This is a genomic window from Streptomyces sp. NPDC019443 (assembly GCF_044389785.1).
Lineage (GTDB): Bacteria > Actinomycetota > Actinomycetes > Streptomycetales > Streptomycetaceae > Streptomyces.
In genome coordinates, this window is record NZ_JBIRYJ010000012.1 from 132,978 (window position 1) to 147,186 (window position 14,209).

The following is a 14,209-nucleotide window of genomic DNA, read 5'->3' on the forward strand; positions in this document are numbered from 1 at the left end:
CGGGCCACGGGGGTGGACCGCCGCGCCGCCGAACTTCTGCTCGAGCGCGGGAGTTGGGCGTCTGGGACATGGGTGACCAGGTGCCCTGATTCACAGAACCTTCCCAAAGGGAACTATTCACTTCGCTCAACTGCCCCTACATGATGCACGGTTGCACAGATGGGCATGGTTGGGCGGATGGACAAGCAGGCGCCCGCCGACGAGGCCGCCCTCTGTCCTCAGTCGCCCAGAACTCGCCGCAGATAGTCGTTGCCGAACAGCCGCTCCGGGTCCAGCCGGTCGCGCAGCGCCGTGAATTCACCGAACCGCGGATACACCTCCGCGAAGTACTCCGCATCTCGCGTGTGCACCTTGCCCCAGTGCGGCCGACCGCCGTGCGCGGTCATGATCCGTTCCACCGCGGTGAAGTACGACCGGTACGGCGTGCCCTTGTAGAGGTGCACGGCTATGTACGCGCTCTCCCGGCCCGAGGCCGTCGAGAGCGCGATGTCGTCGGCCGGGGCCGTCCGTACCTCCACCGGGAAGCTGACGCGCAGCGGCGAGCGTGCGATCATCGCCTTCACCTCGCGCAGCGCGCCGACCGCCGCCTCCCGCGGAAGCGCGTACTCCATCTCCACGAACCGCACCCGGCGCGGAGATGTGAAGACCTTGTAGGGGATGTCCGTGTACGTACGGGCGGTGAGGGCGCGGCTGGAGATTCTGGCGATCGTCGGGATGGTCGCGGGGACCGCGCGGCCGAGCGAATTGACCACCTGGAAGAGGCCGTTGGACAGCAGCTCGTCCTCGATCCAGCCGCTGATCTGTCCGGGCGGGGCGGCTGGGCCCGCGCTGCGGTTGTTGCGCTTGGTGTTGCAATTGCCGGTGTGCGGGAACCAGTAGAACTCGAAGTGCTCGTTCTCGGCGAAGAGCGCGTCGAATTCGGCGGTGACCTTGTCGAAGGCCATCGGCTCCTCGCGGGCCGTCAGCAGAAAGACCGGCTCCACGGCGAAGGTGATCGCGCTGACGACGCCGAGCGCGCCGAGCCCGATCCGGGCCGCCGCGAAGACGTCCGGATTCTTCTTCTCGGAGCAGGTCAGCACCGAGCCGTCCGCCGTGACCAGCTCAAGTGCCCTGATCTGGGCGGCGATCGAGGCCGATTCGCGGCCAGTGCCGTGCGTGCCGGTGGAGGTCGCGCCCGCCACCGTCTGATCCATGATGTCGCCCATGTTCGTGAGCGAGAGCCCCTCACGGGCGAGGGCCGCGTTCAGTCGCTTGAGCGTAGTGCCCGCCTCGACGGTGACGGTCATGGCCGTACGGTCGATGTCCCGGATCCCGGCCAGCAGTTCGGGCCGGATCAGCACCCCGTCGGTGGCCGCGGCGGCGGTGAAGGAGTGGCCCGTGCCGACGGCCTTCACCTTGAAGCCGTCCTCGGCCGCCTTCCGTACGGCGTCGGCGAGTTCCTCGGCGGAGGCGGGTGAGACCTCCCGTACCGGACGGGCGGTGACATTCCCCGCCCAGTTACGCCACGTGCTGCGCCCCGTCTTCGTACTCCCGCTCACGCTGCCCCTCCCGCGTCGGCACCGGCCTGCCCAGCCGGCGGTACCCCAGGAACGCCACCGCGGCCGCGAGCGCTCCCGCAACGGCGGGCACCACGTACCCCGCGTCCGCTCCCGACGCGTCGACCACCCAGCCGGCGGCCGAGGAGCCGAGCGCCACTCCGACCGCGAGCCCGGTACTGGTCCAGGTCATGCCCTCGGTCAGGTTGGTGCGCGGTACGTGCGCTTCGATCAGGGCCATCGTGGTCACCATCGTGGGTGCGACGGACAGTCCCGCGACAAAGAGCGCCACGGCCAGGAAGGGAAGGTTCCCGGCCAGTTGGAGGGGGATCATACTCACGGCCATCGCACACACTCCCACCAGCCACCTTCGGGAGGCCGAGCCCTTGAGGTGGAGCAGTCCGAAGACCGCTCCGGCGAGGCAGGAGCCGAGCGCGTACACCGCGAGGACCAGGCTCGCCGCGGCCTTGTGCCCCTGCTCCTCCGCGAAGGCCACCGTGACGACGTCGACCGCGCCGAAGATCGCGCCCGTCGCCACGAAGGTGGCCACCAGCACCTGCAGTCCGGGGGAGCGCAGTGCGGAGCCGCCGGTGTGGTGCTCGCGCGGATGCGGCACGGGCTCGGTGGCGCGCTGCGCGGTCAGCCAGAAGACGCCGACGACCAGGAACGCGGCGGCGAGCAGCGGGCCCGCCTCGGGGAACCAGGCGGTGGAGAGCCCGATGGAGATGATCGGGCCGAAGATGAAGCACACCTCGTCGACGATCGACTCCCACGAGTACGCGGTGTGCAACTCGCGCGGCGAACCCCGGTAGATCTCGGCCCACCGGGCGCGGGTCATCGAGCCCACGCTCGGCACACAGCCCGCGGCCGCGGAGAAGACGAACAGCGTCCAGTCCGGGGCGTCTTGCTGGGCGCAGACCAGCAGGCCCGCGACGGCCGCCACCGAGGCGAGGGTGGCCGGGCGCACCACCTTGGCCTGGCCGTGCCGGTCGACCAGCCGGGAGATCTGCGGGCCGAGCACCGCGGCCGACATCGCGAGCGTCGCCGCGAGCGCGCCCGCGAGGCCGTAGCGCCCCGTGAGCTGGGAAATCATGGTCACGATGCCGATGCCCAACATGGACAGCGGCATCCGGCCGAAGAAGCCTGCGGCGGAGAACCCCTTGCTGCCTGGGGCGGCGAATATGGCGCGGTACGGACTGGGCAAGGAGTGCTCCGGTAAGGCGCCTCACCGGGGCCCGTGGTGGGCGTGGGCCGAGGGGCGTTGTTGGTTCGCTGTGCCTGGGTGGCTTCGCCAGCGTAAGGCGTATGAGAGGCATTGGCAGATTACGCCGGTACCACTGCTCCGCGCACGGCGGTTTTCTCACCGTCAGAGGCTGGTGGCAGGATCGGTCCCATGTCGGATCAGCGTGACCCAGCCCCTTACGACGCCCTGCTGCTGCTCTCCTTCGGCGGTCCCGAAGGCCCGGACGACGTCGTCCCGTTCCTGGAGAACGTCACCCGCGGCCGCGGCATCCCCACGGAACGGCTCAAGGAGGTGGGGCAGCACTACTTCCTGTTCGGCGGGGTCAGCCCGATCAACGATCAGAACCGCGCCCTGCTGGACGCCCTGCGCAAGGACTTCGCCGAGCACGGCCTTGGCCTGCCGGTGCACTGGGGCAACCGGAACTGGGCGCCGTATCTGACCGACACCCTGCGCGAGATGGTCCAGGACGGCCACCGGCGCATCGCCGTCCTCGCCACCAGCGCGTACGCCTCCTACTCGGGCTGCCGCCAGTACCGCGAGAACCTCGCGGACGCGCTGGCCACCCTGGAGGCGGAAGGACTCGAGCTGCCGCGCGTGGACAAGCTGCGGCACTACTTCAACCACCCCGGTTTCGTACGCCCCATGATCGAAGGCGTCCTCAAGTCGCTGGCGGACCTTCCCGAGGAGGTGCGCGCGGGGGCCCATCTCGCGTTCACCACGCACTCCATCCCGACGTCCGCGGCCGACGCCTCGGGCCCGGTCGACGGGCACGGCGAGGGCGGTGCGTATGTACGCCAGCACCTCGATGTCGCCCGGCTGATCGCCGACGCCGTGCGCGAGCAGACAGGCGTCGAGCACCCCTGGCAGCTCGTCTACCAGTCGCGCAGCGGGGCCCCGCACATCCCGTGGCTGGAGCCGGACATCTGCGACCACCTGGAGGAGCTGCGCGGCTCCGGCGCGCCCGCGGTGGTGATGGTGCCCATCGGCTTCGTCTCCGACCACATGGAGGTCCTGTACGACCTCGACACCGAGGCCACCGCGAAGGCTGCCGAGCTGGGGCTGCCCGTTCGGCGTTCGGCGACGGTCGGCGCCGACCCGCGGTTCGCCGCCGCGGTGCGCGACCTCGTCCTGGAGCGTGCCGCGACGGAGCGGGGCCTGCCCGCCGAGCGCTGCGCGCTGGGGGCGCTCGGCCCCTCGTACGAACTCTGTCCGGTCGGCTGCTGCCCGGCCCGGGCGCCGAAGCCCGCGGCCGCCGGCGCCGACAGCCCTTACGCGTAAGGAAGCCCCGTGACCGATCCTCTCCTGCCCGAACTGCTGGACCTCGCCCTGGAGGCCGCCCGCCGGGCGGGGGAGCTGCTGCGCGACGGCCGCCCCGCCGACCTGGGCGTCGCCGCCACCAAGTCCAGCCCCATCGACGTCGTCACCGAGATGGACATCGCAGCCGAGAAGCTGATCACCGGCTTCCTGGCCGAGCACCGTCCCGACGACGGCTTCCTCGGCGAGGAGGGCGCCTCCACGGCCGGCACCAGCGGCGTCCGCTGGGTCATCGACCCGCTCGACGGCACCGTCAACTACCTGTACGGCCTGCCCACCTGGGCGGTCTCCATCGCCGCCGAGCGCGACGGCGAGACGGTCCTGGGGGTCGTAGCGGCCCCGATGCGCCGCGAGACCTACCGGGCGGTGCTCGGCGGCGGCGCGTACGCCGACGACAAGCCTCTCCGGTGCCGCCCTGCGCCCCCGCTGGACCAGGCCCTGGTCTCCACCGGCTTCAACTACGTCGCGGCCGTACGCACCCACCAGGCGGACGTCGCCCAGCGGCTGATCCCGCGCCTGCGCGACATCCGCCGCAGCGGCTCCGCGGCCGTGGACCTCTGCGACGTCGCCGCGGGCCGCCTGGACGGCTTCTACGAGCGCGGCCTGCACCCCTGGGACCTGGCGGCCGGCGACCTGATCGCCCGCGAGGCGGGCGCTCTGACCGGCGGCCGTCCCGGGCAGGCACCTTCGTACGATCTGACGGTGGCGGCGAGCCCGGGCGTCTTCGAGCCGCTGCAGGGGCTCCTGGAGGAGTTCGGCGCCTGGCACGACTAGGGCCGCGCGGCTGGAACAAGCCGCGCGACTGGAACAAGCGGCATGAACTGGAACAAGCGGAACAGAAGGGCCCCGGCGCCGTCGCGCGGCGTCGGGGCCCTTCTCATGTCCGGTACCTGTGCGGCCCGGCGCTACGCGGCGCTGACCTCCACGCCGTGCTCCGCGGCCAGGCGGCGCAGGTCGTCCAGCTCTGCCTGCTCGACATCCGCAAGGAAGTCGTCACCCGTCTCGCGAGCCAGCGTGAGGTCTGTCTCCGCGGCCTTTATGCGCTGCAGCAGTCCTGCGGTGAATGCGTCCATGGTGCGCCCCCTCGTCGTGGGTCGGTGGCACGGGGGTGTGCCGACGGTGGAGTTGATCAACCCGGGAACAGGTCGTGGCGTGCCACATACAGGGCGTGATCTCGGGTGTGCAGTCGTCTTCCCCAGGCCCTCCCTCAGAGAAACCTCAACCGCCCCGGGAATCCGGATATTTCCTCGAGGCTCCGGACGGTCGTCACGGACCTGCATCCGCCTTACAGCCGGTTTACGCGCGTAACGGGCAGGATGGATGCGCACAGCCAGTGCTCACACACCTGCCCTGATCACGGGGTGACGGGCCCAGAGGAAGGATCACGACGTGCGCGTACTCGTCGTCGAGGACGAGCAGCTGCTCGCCGATGCGGTGGCCACCGGACTTCGCCGGGAGGCCATGGCCGTCGACGTCGTGTACGACGGCGCGGCGGCCCTGGAGCGCATCGGGGTCAACGACTACGACGTGGTCGTCCTGGACCGCGACCTTCCGCTGGTCCACGGCGACGACGTGTGCCGCAAGATCGTCGAGCTGGGAATGCCGACCCGGGTGCTGATGCTGACCGCGTCCGGTGATGTGAGCGACCGCGTCGAGGGCCTGGAACTGGGCGCGGACGACTACCTCCCCAAGCCCTTCGCCTTCAGCGAGCTCACCGCCCGCGTACGGGCGCTGGGCCGCCGTACGACCGTGCCGCTGCCGCCCGTCCTGGAGCGCGCCGGCATCAAGCTCGACCCGAACCGCCGTGAGGTCTTCCGCGACGGCAAGGAGATCCAGCTCGCCCCCAAGGAGTTCGCGGTCCTGGAGGTCCTGATGCGCAGCGAGGGCGCTGTCGTCTCGGCCGAGCAGCTGCTCGAAAAGGCATGGGACGAGAACACCGACCCGTTCACCAATGTCGTGCGCGTGACCGTGATGACCCTGCGCCGCAAGCTCGGCGAGCCGCCCGTGATCGTCACCGTGCCCGGCTCCGGCTACCGGATCTGATCGATGGCCACCACCCCGGCGCCACCGGCGGCGCCTCCGAAACCGACCTGGGACCCGCGGGAGCCTGTGCGGCCCTGGCTGCGCCCGACCATCCGGATACGGCTCACGCTGTTGTACGGCGGGATGTTCCTGATCGCCGGAATCCTGCTGCTGTCGATCATCTATCTGCTCACCGCGCAGGCGCTGCAGGTCAGGGTCGGCGACCTGCCCTTCAAGATCGTGACAGGACAGGTGCAGCCCACCACCGAGTGGTGCCGGCTGCCGGAGCAGGGGACCGGCGAGCAGTTCAACGAGGCCGTCGCGGGGTGCCTCCAGCACCAGCGCGAGATGGCACTCGACGACCTGCTGCGCCGTTCGCTCTTCGCGCTGCTCGGCCTCAGCATCATCGCCTTCGCCTTCGGCTACGCCATGGCGGGCCGCGTCCTGTCCCCGCTCGGCCGGATCACCCGCACCGCCCGTCAGGTGGCCGGCTCCGACCTCGCGCGGCGGATCGAGCTGGACGGCCCGGACGACGAGCTCAAGGAGCTCGCCGACACCTTCGACGAGATGCTGGACCGCCTGGAGCGGGCCTTCACCGCGCAGCGGCGATTCGTCGCGAACGCCTCGCACGAGTTGCGTACGCCGCTCGCGATCAACCGCACGCTGCTGGAGGTCCACCTCTCCGACCCCGGGGCGCCGGTGGAGCTTCAGCAGCTGGGCAAGACCCTCCTGGCCACCAACGAGCGCAGCGAACAACTGGTCGAAGGCCTGTTGCTGCTCGCCCGCAGCGACAACCAGATCGTCGAGCGCAAGCCGGTGGACCTCGCCGAGGTGGCAACGCGCGCCGTCGACCAGGCGCGCGCCGAGGCCGAGGCGACAGGCGTGGAGATCCGCGGGAGGCGCGCGCCCGCCGTCGTGCAGGGCAATGGCGTGCTGCTGGAGCGGATCGCCCTGAACCTGGTGCAGAACGCCGTGCGCTACAACATCCCGGAAGGGGGTTGGGTGGAAGTCACCACCGAGACCGAGCAGGGCCAGGCGGTGCTGGTGGTCTCGAACACGGGGCCGGTGGTTCCCGCGTACGAGATCGACAACATCTTCGAGCCCTTCCGGCGGCTGCGGCAGGAGCGCACCGGCAGCGACAAGGGCGTCGGCCTGGGGCTTTCGATCGCCCGCTCGGTGGCTCGGGCTCACGGAGGCCGTATTATCGCGGAGCCTCGGGAGGGCGGAGGCCTCGTGATGCGCGTCACCCTCCCGGTCTGAGATGCTGAGCGACGCGCCTCGCTTCGTTCGCTTTACGCGGAATTTTCGGGACGCGTGCCCGAGAAGGCCGTGTGTGATCGATCACAGAGGCGAATTTCAGGCCATCCACTCTCCGTGATCAAGGATCTGCCGGAAAACCGGGAAAAGTCCGGGTTTCCGGGGGCCGAGATCACGGGAAGTACACGGGGTGGCGCCCGTGAAGTGCGACATTCGGACCGTGTACGGTCCCGATCGCCATCCAACCAGAGCACTCTTGAGGAATCCGGTTGGGTGTCGATTGAGTAACAGACCTTGATGTGAGGCAAAATCTCCGCCTCGGGTCGGGCACAAGTCCGGCCTCTCACGCGTTACGTGCGCTGGAGACACCGCAGACACCCAGAGGGGGAGAGCGACATGGCAACGGACTACGACACCCCACGCAAGACCGACGACGACGTCGATTCGGACAGCCTTGAGGAACTGAAGGCTCGCCGGAACGACAAGACGACGTCGTCCGTCGACGTCGACGAATTCGAGCAGGCCGAAGGCCTGGAGCTGCCCGGAGCGGACCTTTCCAACGAGGAACTGTCCGTTCGCGTGCTGCCCCGGCAGGCTGACGAGTTCACCTGCATGAGCTGCTTCCTGGTGCACCACCGCAGCCAGCTGGCACGAGAGAAGAACGGTCAGCCGATCTGCCGCGACTGCGACTGAGGTCCGGCCGGCCGTGGCAGGCGATACACCGTCCAGGAAGCGGCGCCTTCGGCGTCACAAGCCGCCGGAGGCGCATCAGGGCGGTACGGGCCCGGCACACGACGCCAAGGCGTCTGCCGAGCACTCGGCCGCCTTGCTGCCCCACGGCGCAGCAGACGACGACGGGCGGGGCCTGCCGGCCTCGCTCGAAGCAGCCGGTCAGGCGGGGTCCCCGAGCAGGGCTCCACGCCTGACCGCCGTACGGCACAGCGTCCGGAAGGGTGGCGAGAGCGCCAGAGCGGTGCTCGCGTACATCGCCGACCGGATCATCGAGAACGCACCACGCGTGCCGGTGCGCGATCTCGCGACGCTGCGCAAGCAGTTCCCCGGCCTCGCTCCCGAGCAGCTTGCGGACAAGCTGGTCGCGGGCGCGGCAAACGGCACATCCACGGTCGGCGCGGGTATCGGCGCGGCCGCGATGATGCCCGTACCGCCGGCGATGCCGGCCGAGCTGGCCGCGGAGATCATCAGCGTCGCCGCGATCGAGCTCAAGCTCATCGCCGAGCTTCACGAGGTCTATGGCATTCGGGCGCCGGGCACCCTCACGGAGCGCAGCGCCGCCTATCTGACCTCCTGGACGGAGGAGCGCGGGATCGACGTGACCAAGCCGTCCTCGGTGAACGCCGCACTCGGCGGCCGTTTCAAGCGCGAGCTGCGGCAGCAGATCACGAAGCGCATGGTCCGCAATCTGCCGAACCTGATGCCGTTCATGGTCGGCGCGGCCGTCGGAGCCGTGCTGAACCGCAGGGACACCAAGAAGCTCGCAGAGCGCATCCGCAAGGACCTGCGCAGCAAACAGGTCCCCTGGGACGCGCTGCCGCCACTCCCGCCGCTGGAGCAGCCCAAGGACCCGCTGGAGACGGGTCAGGGCCCCCGCGAACTGGGCCGCTGACGCCTTGGGCCGTCAGGCCGTGCGCACCGCCGTCAGGGCGGCGGCCAGCGCCTTCGGTTTCCGGGTCGAGAGATAGACGTACGGCGTCGGGTCGGCCGGATCAGTGATCTCGATCCGCAGGGCCGTCGGGACATAGCTGCGCAGCAGCATGAAGGCCCGGGGATCCGCCTTGTACGAGCGCCAGGCGCGCGCCTCGTCCGCGTCCAGCACCTCGGCGTCACCGAGCGCCGTCAGCGGGATCCGGGCGTCGCCCGCGACCAGCGAGTCCGCCACCACGCGGATGCGTACCGAGCCGTACGAACTGACCACGATCGCCGCCACCGCTGCCGCGCCGATCAGGCCGCCGAGCATCGGCAGCGTCCCCAGCGGCAACATCAGCAGGCCGCCCGCGACGCCCACGAGGGCGGTGATGACCCACCACGAACGGGGTGCGGTCAGACGTTCTTCGTAGTGCGGGACGGAAGGCTGCATGAAGCCAAGCTTGGCACGGTGCGGCCCGCGGGTAGCCGCGCGGGTAAGGTCTGCGCCTGTGAGCACTGCGAAATCCCGGGGGGCGCCCCCCGGACCCTCGGGCCGGGCCGCGGCTATGACCCCTCCGGCCGACGCCATACCGCCGGTGAGGCACCCCGAAGCCCCGGCGCCCGGTGAGCTCCTCGGCGCGCACTACGAGCACTGTTTCGGCTGCGGCGAGGCTCAGCCGCACGGACTGCACCTTCAGGCGCGGGCCGGCGAGGGTGTAAGCGTCACCGCCGAGTTCACCGTCAAGCCCGCGCACCAGGGCGCGCCCGGCCTCGCGCACGGCGGCGTACTCGCCTCGGCTCTCGACGAGACGCTCGGCTCGCTGAACTGGCTGCTGCGGACCATCGCGGTCACCGGCCGGCTCGAGACCGACTTCGTACGCCCGGTGCCGGTGGACACTGTGCTGCACCTCCAGGCCGAGGTGACCGCGGTCGCCGGACGCAAGATCTTCTCCACTGCCGTCGGCCGGATCGGCGGCTCCGACGGACCCGTCGCCGTCCGTGCCGACGCCCTCTTCGTCGAGGTCAAGGTCGACCACTTCATCGACAACGGCCGCCCGGAGGAGATCCAGGCAGCCATGGCCGACCCCGACCAGATCAGGCGCGCCCGCGCCTTCGAGGTGAACCCCTGATGCGCAACCCTGTCGATGTGCTGATCCGTCGTGTGGACCCCGAGGTGCCGCTCCCGGCGTACGCACACCCCGGCGACGCCGGCGCCGATCTCGTGACCACCGAGGCGGTCGAACTCGCCCCCGGCGAACGGGCCGTGCTGCCCACCGGGGTGTCGGTCGCCCTCCCCGACGGGTATGCGGCCTTCGTGCACCCGCGGTCCGGTCTCGCCGCCCGCTGCGGAGTAGCCCTCGTGAATGCCCCGGGGACGGTGGATGCCGGGTACCGTGGGGAGATCAAGGTGATCGTGGTCAATCTCGATCCGCGCGAGACCGTGCGGTTCGATCGGTTCGACCGGATTGCCCAACTGGTCGTCCAGCAGGTCGAGAAGGTGCGCTTCCACGAGGTGGCGGAGCTTCCCGGCTCGGCGCGGGCCGAGGGGGGCTTCGGGTCCACCGGCGGTCATGCCGCCGTGGACGGCTCAACGGGTGGGAATCGATACGCTTCGGTCGTATCCGACCGGGAAGGACAGTGACGTGTTCGGACGTCGCAAGAAGAGTGGTTCCGCCAGGGACGCGGCGGACGCAGCGGGCGAGGCCGAGCAGGTCGTCGACGAGCGTGACGCTCGGTACTCCGACGAGGCAGCCGAGTCTGCCGAGGAGGGGACGTCCCGCCGGGCGAACCTTCCGCCGGCGCCCCGGCCCGACGGCCCCTGGGACGTCTCCGAGGTATCCAAGCCCGGCGAGGGCCGGGTCGATCTGGGCGGCCTTTTCGTGCCCGGAGTCGAGGGAATGGAGCTGCGCGTCGAGGTCGCGGGTGACGCGATCGTCGCCGCCACCGTCGTGCTGCGCGACAGCGCCGTACAGCTGCAGGCCTTCGCAGCGCCCAAGAAGGAAGGCATCTGGGGCGAGGTCCGCGAGGAGATCGCCTCCGGCATCACGCAGCAGGGCGGCATCATCGACGAGGTCGAGGGGCCTCTCGGCTGGGAGCTGCGGGCCCAGGTGCCGGTACAGCTGCCGGACGGCACGGGCGGTGTGCAGCTGGTGCGCTTCGTCGGCGTCGACGGGCCGCGCTGGTTCCTGCGCGGAGTGATCTCCGGGCAGGGCGCCGTCCAGCCGACGGCCGCCGGGCTGCTCGAGCAGATCTTCCGGGACACCGTCGTCGTACGGGGCGACGGGCCGATGGCGCCGCGCGACCCGATCGTCCTCAAGCTGCCGGACGATGCGCAGATGGTGCCCGAGGGCGTCCAGCAGGAGGAGCAGGGGAGCTCCCGCTTCTCCGGTGGTATGGGGCAGCTGCAGCGCGGCCCCGAGATCACCGAGGTGCGCTGACACCTCGGGCGGAAGTCGACCGGGCCGGTGGGCCGCACTCCTTTACGGGAGTGCGGCCCACCGGTCTGTCCGGCCCCGGCGGGAACGGGCTGCATCAGAATCGCGTCAAATACGCAGCTGAGGCCTGCCTCATGCCCGAAATATCGGAAACTCTGGCCGTAGGGTCGAGGCAGTGTGAACAACTGTCTGAAAGACAATGGGGCCATGGGACGCGGCAAGCTACGGATCTATCTCGGCTCGGCACCGGGCGTCGGAAAGACCTACGCCATGCTCTCCGAGGCGCATCGCCGTGTGGAGCGTGGCACCGACTGCGTGGTCGCCTTCGTCGAGCACCACTGCCGAGCGCGCACCGAGGTGATGCTGCACGGCCTGGAGCAGATCCAGCGCCGCGAGATCGAGTACCGCGCCACGGCCTTCACCGAGATGGACGTCGACGCGGTCCTCGAGCGCCGTCCGGCCGTAGCGCTCGTGGACGAACTGGCTCACACGAATGTGCCGGGCTCCCGCAACGCCAAGCGATGGCAGGACGTCGAGGAGCTGCTCGCGGCGGGCATCGACGTCATAACGACGGTCAACATCCAGCACTTCGAGTCCCTGGGCGACGTCGTCGAGTCGATCACGGGTGTACGACAACGGGAGACCGTCCCTGACGAGGTCGTCCGCCGGGCGGACCAGCTCGAACTGGTCGACATGTCGCCACAGGCGCTGCGCCGTCGCATGGCCCACGGCAACATCTACAAGTCGGACAAGGTCGACGCGGCCCTTTCCAACTACTTCCGACCCGGAAACCTCACCGCGCTGCGGGAGTTGGCCCTGCTCTGGGTCGCGGACCGGGTCGACGAATACCTCCAGCAGTACCGCGTCGAGCACAATATCCGCTCCACCTGGCAGGCGCGTGAGCGCATCGTCGTCGGCCTCACCGGCGGCCCCGAGGGCCGCACTCTGATCCGGCGCGCCGTCCGGCTCGCGGAGAAGGGCGCCGGCAGCGAGGTGCTGGCCGTCTACATCGCCCGCAGCGACGGGCTGACCTCGGCCTCGCCCAAGGAGCTGGCCGTCCAGCGGACCCTCGTCGAGGACCTCGGCGGCACCTTCCACCACGTCATCGGCGACGACGTCCCGTCCGCGCTCCTGGAGTTCGCCCGCGGAGTCAACGCCACCCAGATCGTGCTCGGTGCCAGCCGCCGCCGGACCTGGCAGTACATGTTCGGCCCCGGCGTCAGCGCGACGGTCGCCCGCGAATCCGGTCCCGACCTCGACGTACACATCGTCACGCACGACGAGGCGGGCAAGGGCCGGGGACTGCAGGTGGCCCGCGGCGCCCGGCTCGGCCGGTCCCGTATCGTCGCGGGCTGGCTCGTCGGCGTCGCCGGTCCCGTGCTGCTCTCGCTGATACTGACCAGCCTCGACGACAGCCTGGGGCTCGCCAACGACGTCCTGCTCTTCCTCTTTCTGACCGTGACGTCAGCGCTGCTCGGCGGACTGCTGCCTGCGCTTGCCTCGGCCGCCGTCGGCTCGCTGCTGCTGAACTACTACTTCACGCCGCCAACCCACACCCTGACGATCTCGGACCCGAAGAACATCGTCGCCATCGTGATCTTCTTCGCGGTGGCCGTCGCTGTGGCCTCCGTGGTGGACCTGGCGGCCCGCCGCACCGATCAGGCGGCCCGGCTGCGTGCCGAGTCCGAGATCCTGTCCTTCCTGGCCGGCAGCGTGCTGCGGGGCGAGACCACGCTGGACGCGCTGCTGGAGCGGGTCCGCGAGACCTTCGGTATGGAGTCCGTGGCGCTGCTGGAGCGGCAGAGCGACGTCGAGCCGTGGACCTGCGCGGGCAGCGTCGGCCCCAGCGCCGTCCGGCGCCCCGAGGATGCGGACGTGGACATGCCGGTCGGCGACCATATGGCGCTCGCCCTGTCCGGCCGCGTCCTGCCCGCCGAGGACCGCCGGGTGCTCGCCGCCTTCGCCGCCCAGGCCGCCGTCGTACTGGACCGCCAGCGACTGGTCGGCCAGGCGGAGGAGGCCCGCAGGCTGGCCGAGGGCAATCGCATTCGTACGGCTCTGCTCGCCGCCGTCAGCCACGATCTGCGCACCCCGCTGGCCGCGATCAAGGCAGCCGTCTCCTCGCTCAGGTCCGACGACGTCGCCTGGTCCGACGAGGACGAGGCGGAACTGCTGGAAGGGATCGAGGACGGCGCCGACCGCCTCGACCATCTCGTCGGCAACCTACTTGACATGTCCCGCCTCCAGACCGGCACTGTCACCCCGCTCATCCGGGTGACCGATCTCGACGAGGTCGTCCCGATGGCGCTCGTCGCGGTGCCTGCGGAGAGTGTCGAGCTCGACATACCCGAGACGCTGCCCATGGTGGCCGTCGACCGGGGACTGCTGGAACGTTCCGTCGCCAACATCGTCGAGAACGCCGTCAAGTACAGCCCCTACGCCACACCCGTCACCGTCTCCGCGAGCGCCCTCGGCGACCGCGTCGAGGTGCGGGTCGCGGACCGCGGCCCCGGTGTCCCCGATGACGAGAAAGAGCGGATTTTCGAGCCGTTCCAGCGCTACGGTGACGCTCCACGCGGTGCCGGTGTGGGCCTCGGTCTCGCGGTCGCCCGCGGCTTCGTCGAGGCCATGAGCGGCACGCTCACCGCGGAGGACACCCCCGGCGGTGGCATGACCATGGTCCTCACCCTCAGGGCAGTACCCGGAGCCGCTCCGGTCAGCCCTGAACTTCCCGCCCGGGTCATCTCCTGACCGGGACG

At 70.3% G+C, this 14,209-nt stretch carries 14 protein-coding genes; 10 read left to right on the plus strand and 4 right to left on the minus strand.

Going from position 1 to position 14,209, the window contains the following annotated elements:
- Positions 1 to 218: 218 nt before the first annotated feature.
- Both ACH492_RS30015 and ACH492_RS30020 read right to left on the minus strand, forming a co-directional pair.
- Positions 219 to 1,538 carry a D-arabinono-1,4-lactone oxidase gene (locus ACH492_RS30015; RefSeq protein WP_398991017.1) on the minus strand — a complete coding sequence of 440 codons (1,320 nt, stop codon included), beginning with the start codon at positions 1,536 to 1,538 and terminating at the stop codon, positions 219 to 221.
- On the minus strand, positions 1,498 to 2,739 hold the full coding sequence (locus ACH492_RS30020) for an MFS transporter (protein ID WP_398991018.1): 1,242 nt from the start codon (positions 2,737 to 2,739) through the stop codon (positions 1,498 to 1,500). The genes ACH492_RS30015 and ACH492_RS30020 overlap by 41 nt, the downstream gene beginning before the upstream one ends.
- Before the next feature lie 189 nt (positions 2,740 to 2,928).
- On the opposite strand from ACH492_RS30020, the gene ACH492_RS30025 reads away from it, so the two are divergent.
- Entirely contained in the window at positions 2,929 to 4,056 is a 1,128-nt protein-coding gene (locus ACH492_RS30025) for a ferrochelatase (RefSeq protein ID WP_398991020.1), read from the plus strand.
- A gap of 9 nt (positions 4,057 to 4,065) precedes the next feature.
- Positions 4,066 to 4,866, plus strand: coding sequence for an inositol monophosphatase family protein (locus tag ACH492_RS30030; protein ID WP_398991022.1), 801 nt, complete (start codon positions 4,066 to 4,068; stop codon positions 4,864 to 4,866).
- Positions 4,867 to 4,997: 131 nt separating this feature from the next.
- On the opposite strand, the gene ACH492_RS30035 is transcribed toward ACH492_RS30030, so the two are convergent.
- Entirely contained in the window at positions 4,998 to 5,165 is a 168-nt protein-coding gene (locus ACH492_RS30035; RefSeq protein ID WP_186356888.1) for a hypothetical protein, read from the minus strand.
- A 316-nt stretch (positions 5,166 to 5,481) separates the two neighbouring features.
- Between ACH492_RS30035 and ACH492_RS30040 the strand changes: the two genes are divergently transcribed.
- From ACH492_RS30040 to ACH492_RS30055, 4 genes are all read left to right on the plus strand, one after another.
- Positions 5,482 to 6,135 (plus strand): response regulator transcription factor, encoded by a 654-nt coding sequence (locus ACH492_RS30040; RefSeq protein ID WP_142213241.1) that lies wholly within the window; start codon positions 5,482 to 5,484, stop codon positions 6,133 to 6,135.
- A 3-nt stretch (positions 6,136 to 6,138) separates the two neighbouring features.
- Entirely contained in the window at positions 6,139 to 7,374 is a 1,236-nt protein-coding gene (locus ACH492_RS30045; protein ID WP_398991024.1) for a sensor histidine kinase, read from the plus strand.
- A 393-nt stretch (positions 7,375 to 7,767) separates the two neighbouring features.
- Positions 7,768 to 8,064, plus strand: coding sequence for a DUF4193 domain-containing protein (locus ACH492_RS30050; RefSeq protein WP_142213239.1), 297 nt, complete (start codon positions 7,768 to 7,770; stop codon positions 8,062 to 8,064).
- Positions 8,065 to 8,077: 13 nt separating this feature from the next.
- Positions 8,078 to 8,995, plus strand: a complete 918-nt coding sequence (locus ACH492_RS30055) for a hypothetical protein (RefSeq protein WP_398991026.1) — start codon at positions 8,078 to 8,080, stop codon at positions 8,993 to 8,995.
- 12 nt (positions 8,996 to 9,007) lie between these two features.
- On the opposite strand, the gene ACH492_RS30060 is transcribed toward ACH492_RS30055, so the two are convergent.
- On the minus strand, positions 9,008 to 9,466 hold the full coding sequence (locus ACH492_RS30060; RefSeq protein ID WP_398991028.1) for a DUF3093 domain-containing protein: 459 nt from the start codon (positions 9,464 to 9,466) through the stop codon (positions 9,008 to 9,010).
- 115 nt (positions 9,467 to 9,581) lie between these two features.
- Here ACH492_RS30060 and ACH492_RS30065 point away from each other — a divergent pair, with 115 nt between their 5' ends.
- The 4 genes from ACH492_RS30065 (at position 9,582) to ACH492_RS30080 (ending at position 14,201) form a co-directional block, all read left to right on the plus strand.
- Positions 9,582 to 10,145 carry a PaaI family thioesterase gene (locus tag ACH492_RS30065; protein WP_398991030.1) on the plus strand — a complete coding sequence of 188 codons (564 nt, stop codon included), beginning with the start codon at positions 9,582 to 9,584 and terminating at the stop codon, positions 10,143 to 10,145.
- On the plus strand, positions 10,145 to 10,657 hold the full coding sequence (gene dut, locus ACH492_RS30070; RefSeq protein ID WP_307660644.1) for a dUTP diphosphatase: 513 nt from the start codon (positions 10,145 to 10,147) through the stop codon (positions 10,655 to 10,657). Before ACH492_RS30065 ends, dut begins: the two co-directional genes overlap by 1 nt.
- Position 10,658: 1 nt before the next feature.
- On the plus strand, positions 10,659 to 11,453 hold the full coding sequence (locus ACH492_RS30075; protein ID WP_398991032.1) for a DUF3710 domain-containing protein: 795 nt from the start codon (positions 10,659 to 10,661) through the stop codon (positions 11,451 to 11,453).
- Between the two features lie 204 nt (positions 11,454 to 11,657).
- Positions 11,658 to 14,201 carry an ATP-binding protein gene (locus ACH492_RS30080; protein WP_398991034.1) on the plus strand — a complete coding sequence of 848 codons (2,544 nt, stop codon included), beginning with the start codon at positions 11,658 to 11,660 and terminating at the stop codon, positions 14,199 to 14,201.
- Positions 14,202 to 14,209 lie beyond the last annotated feature (8 nt).

Bases quoted from the DNA above. Each gene is read 5' to 3' on its own strand.
- ACH492_RS30025 (WP_398991020.1), top strand. From the start codon at position 2,929: ATGTCGGATCAGCGTGACCCAGCCCCTTACGACGCCCTGCTGCTGCTC.
- ACH492_RS30035 (WP_186356888.1), bottom strand. From the start codon at position 5,165: ATGGACGCATTCACCGCAGGACTGCTGCAGCGCATAAAGGCCGCGGAG.
- ACH492_RS30045 (WP_398991024.1), top strand. From the start codon at position 6,139: ATGGCCACCACCCCGGCGCCACCGGCGGCGCCTCCGAAACCGACCTGG.
- ACH492_RS30050 (WP_142213239.1), top strand. From the start codon at position 7,768: ATGGCAACGGACTACGACACCCCACGCAAGACCGACGACGACGTCGAT.
- ACH492_RS30060 (WP_398991028.1), bottom strand. From the start codon at position 9,466: ATGCAGCCTTCCGTCCCGCACTACGAAGAACGTCTGACCGCACCCCGT.
- ACH492_RS30065 (WP_398991030.1), top strand. From the start codon at position 9,582: ATGACCCCTCCGGCCGACGCCATACCGCCGGTGAGGCACCCCGAAGCC.
- dut (WP_307660644.1), top strand. From the start codon at position 10,145: ATGCGCAACCCTGTCGATGTGCTGATCCGTCGTGTGGACCCCGAGGTG.
- ACH492_RS30080 (WP_398991034.1), top strand. From the start codon at position 11,658: ATGGGACGCGGCAAGCTACGGATCTATCTCGGCTCGGCACCGGGCGTC.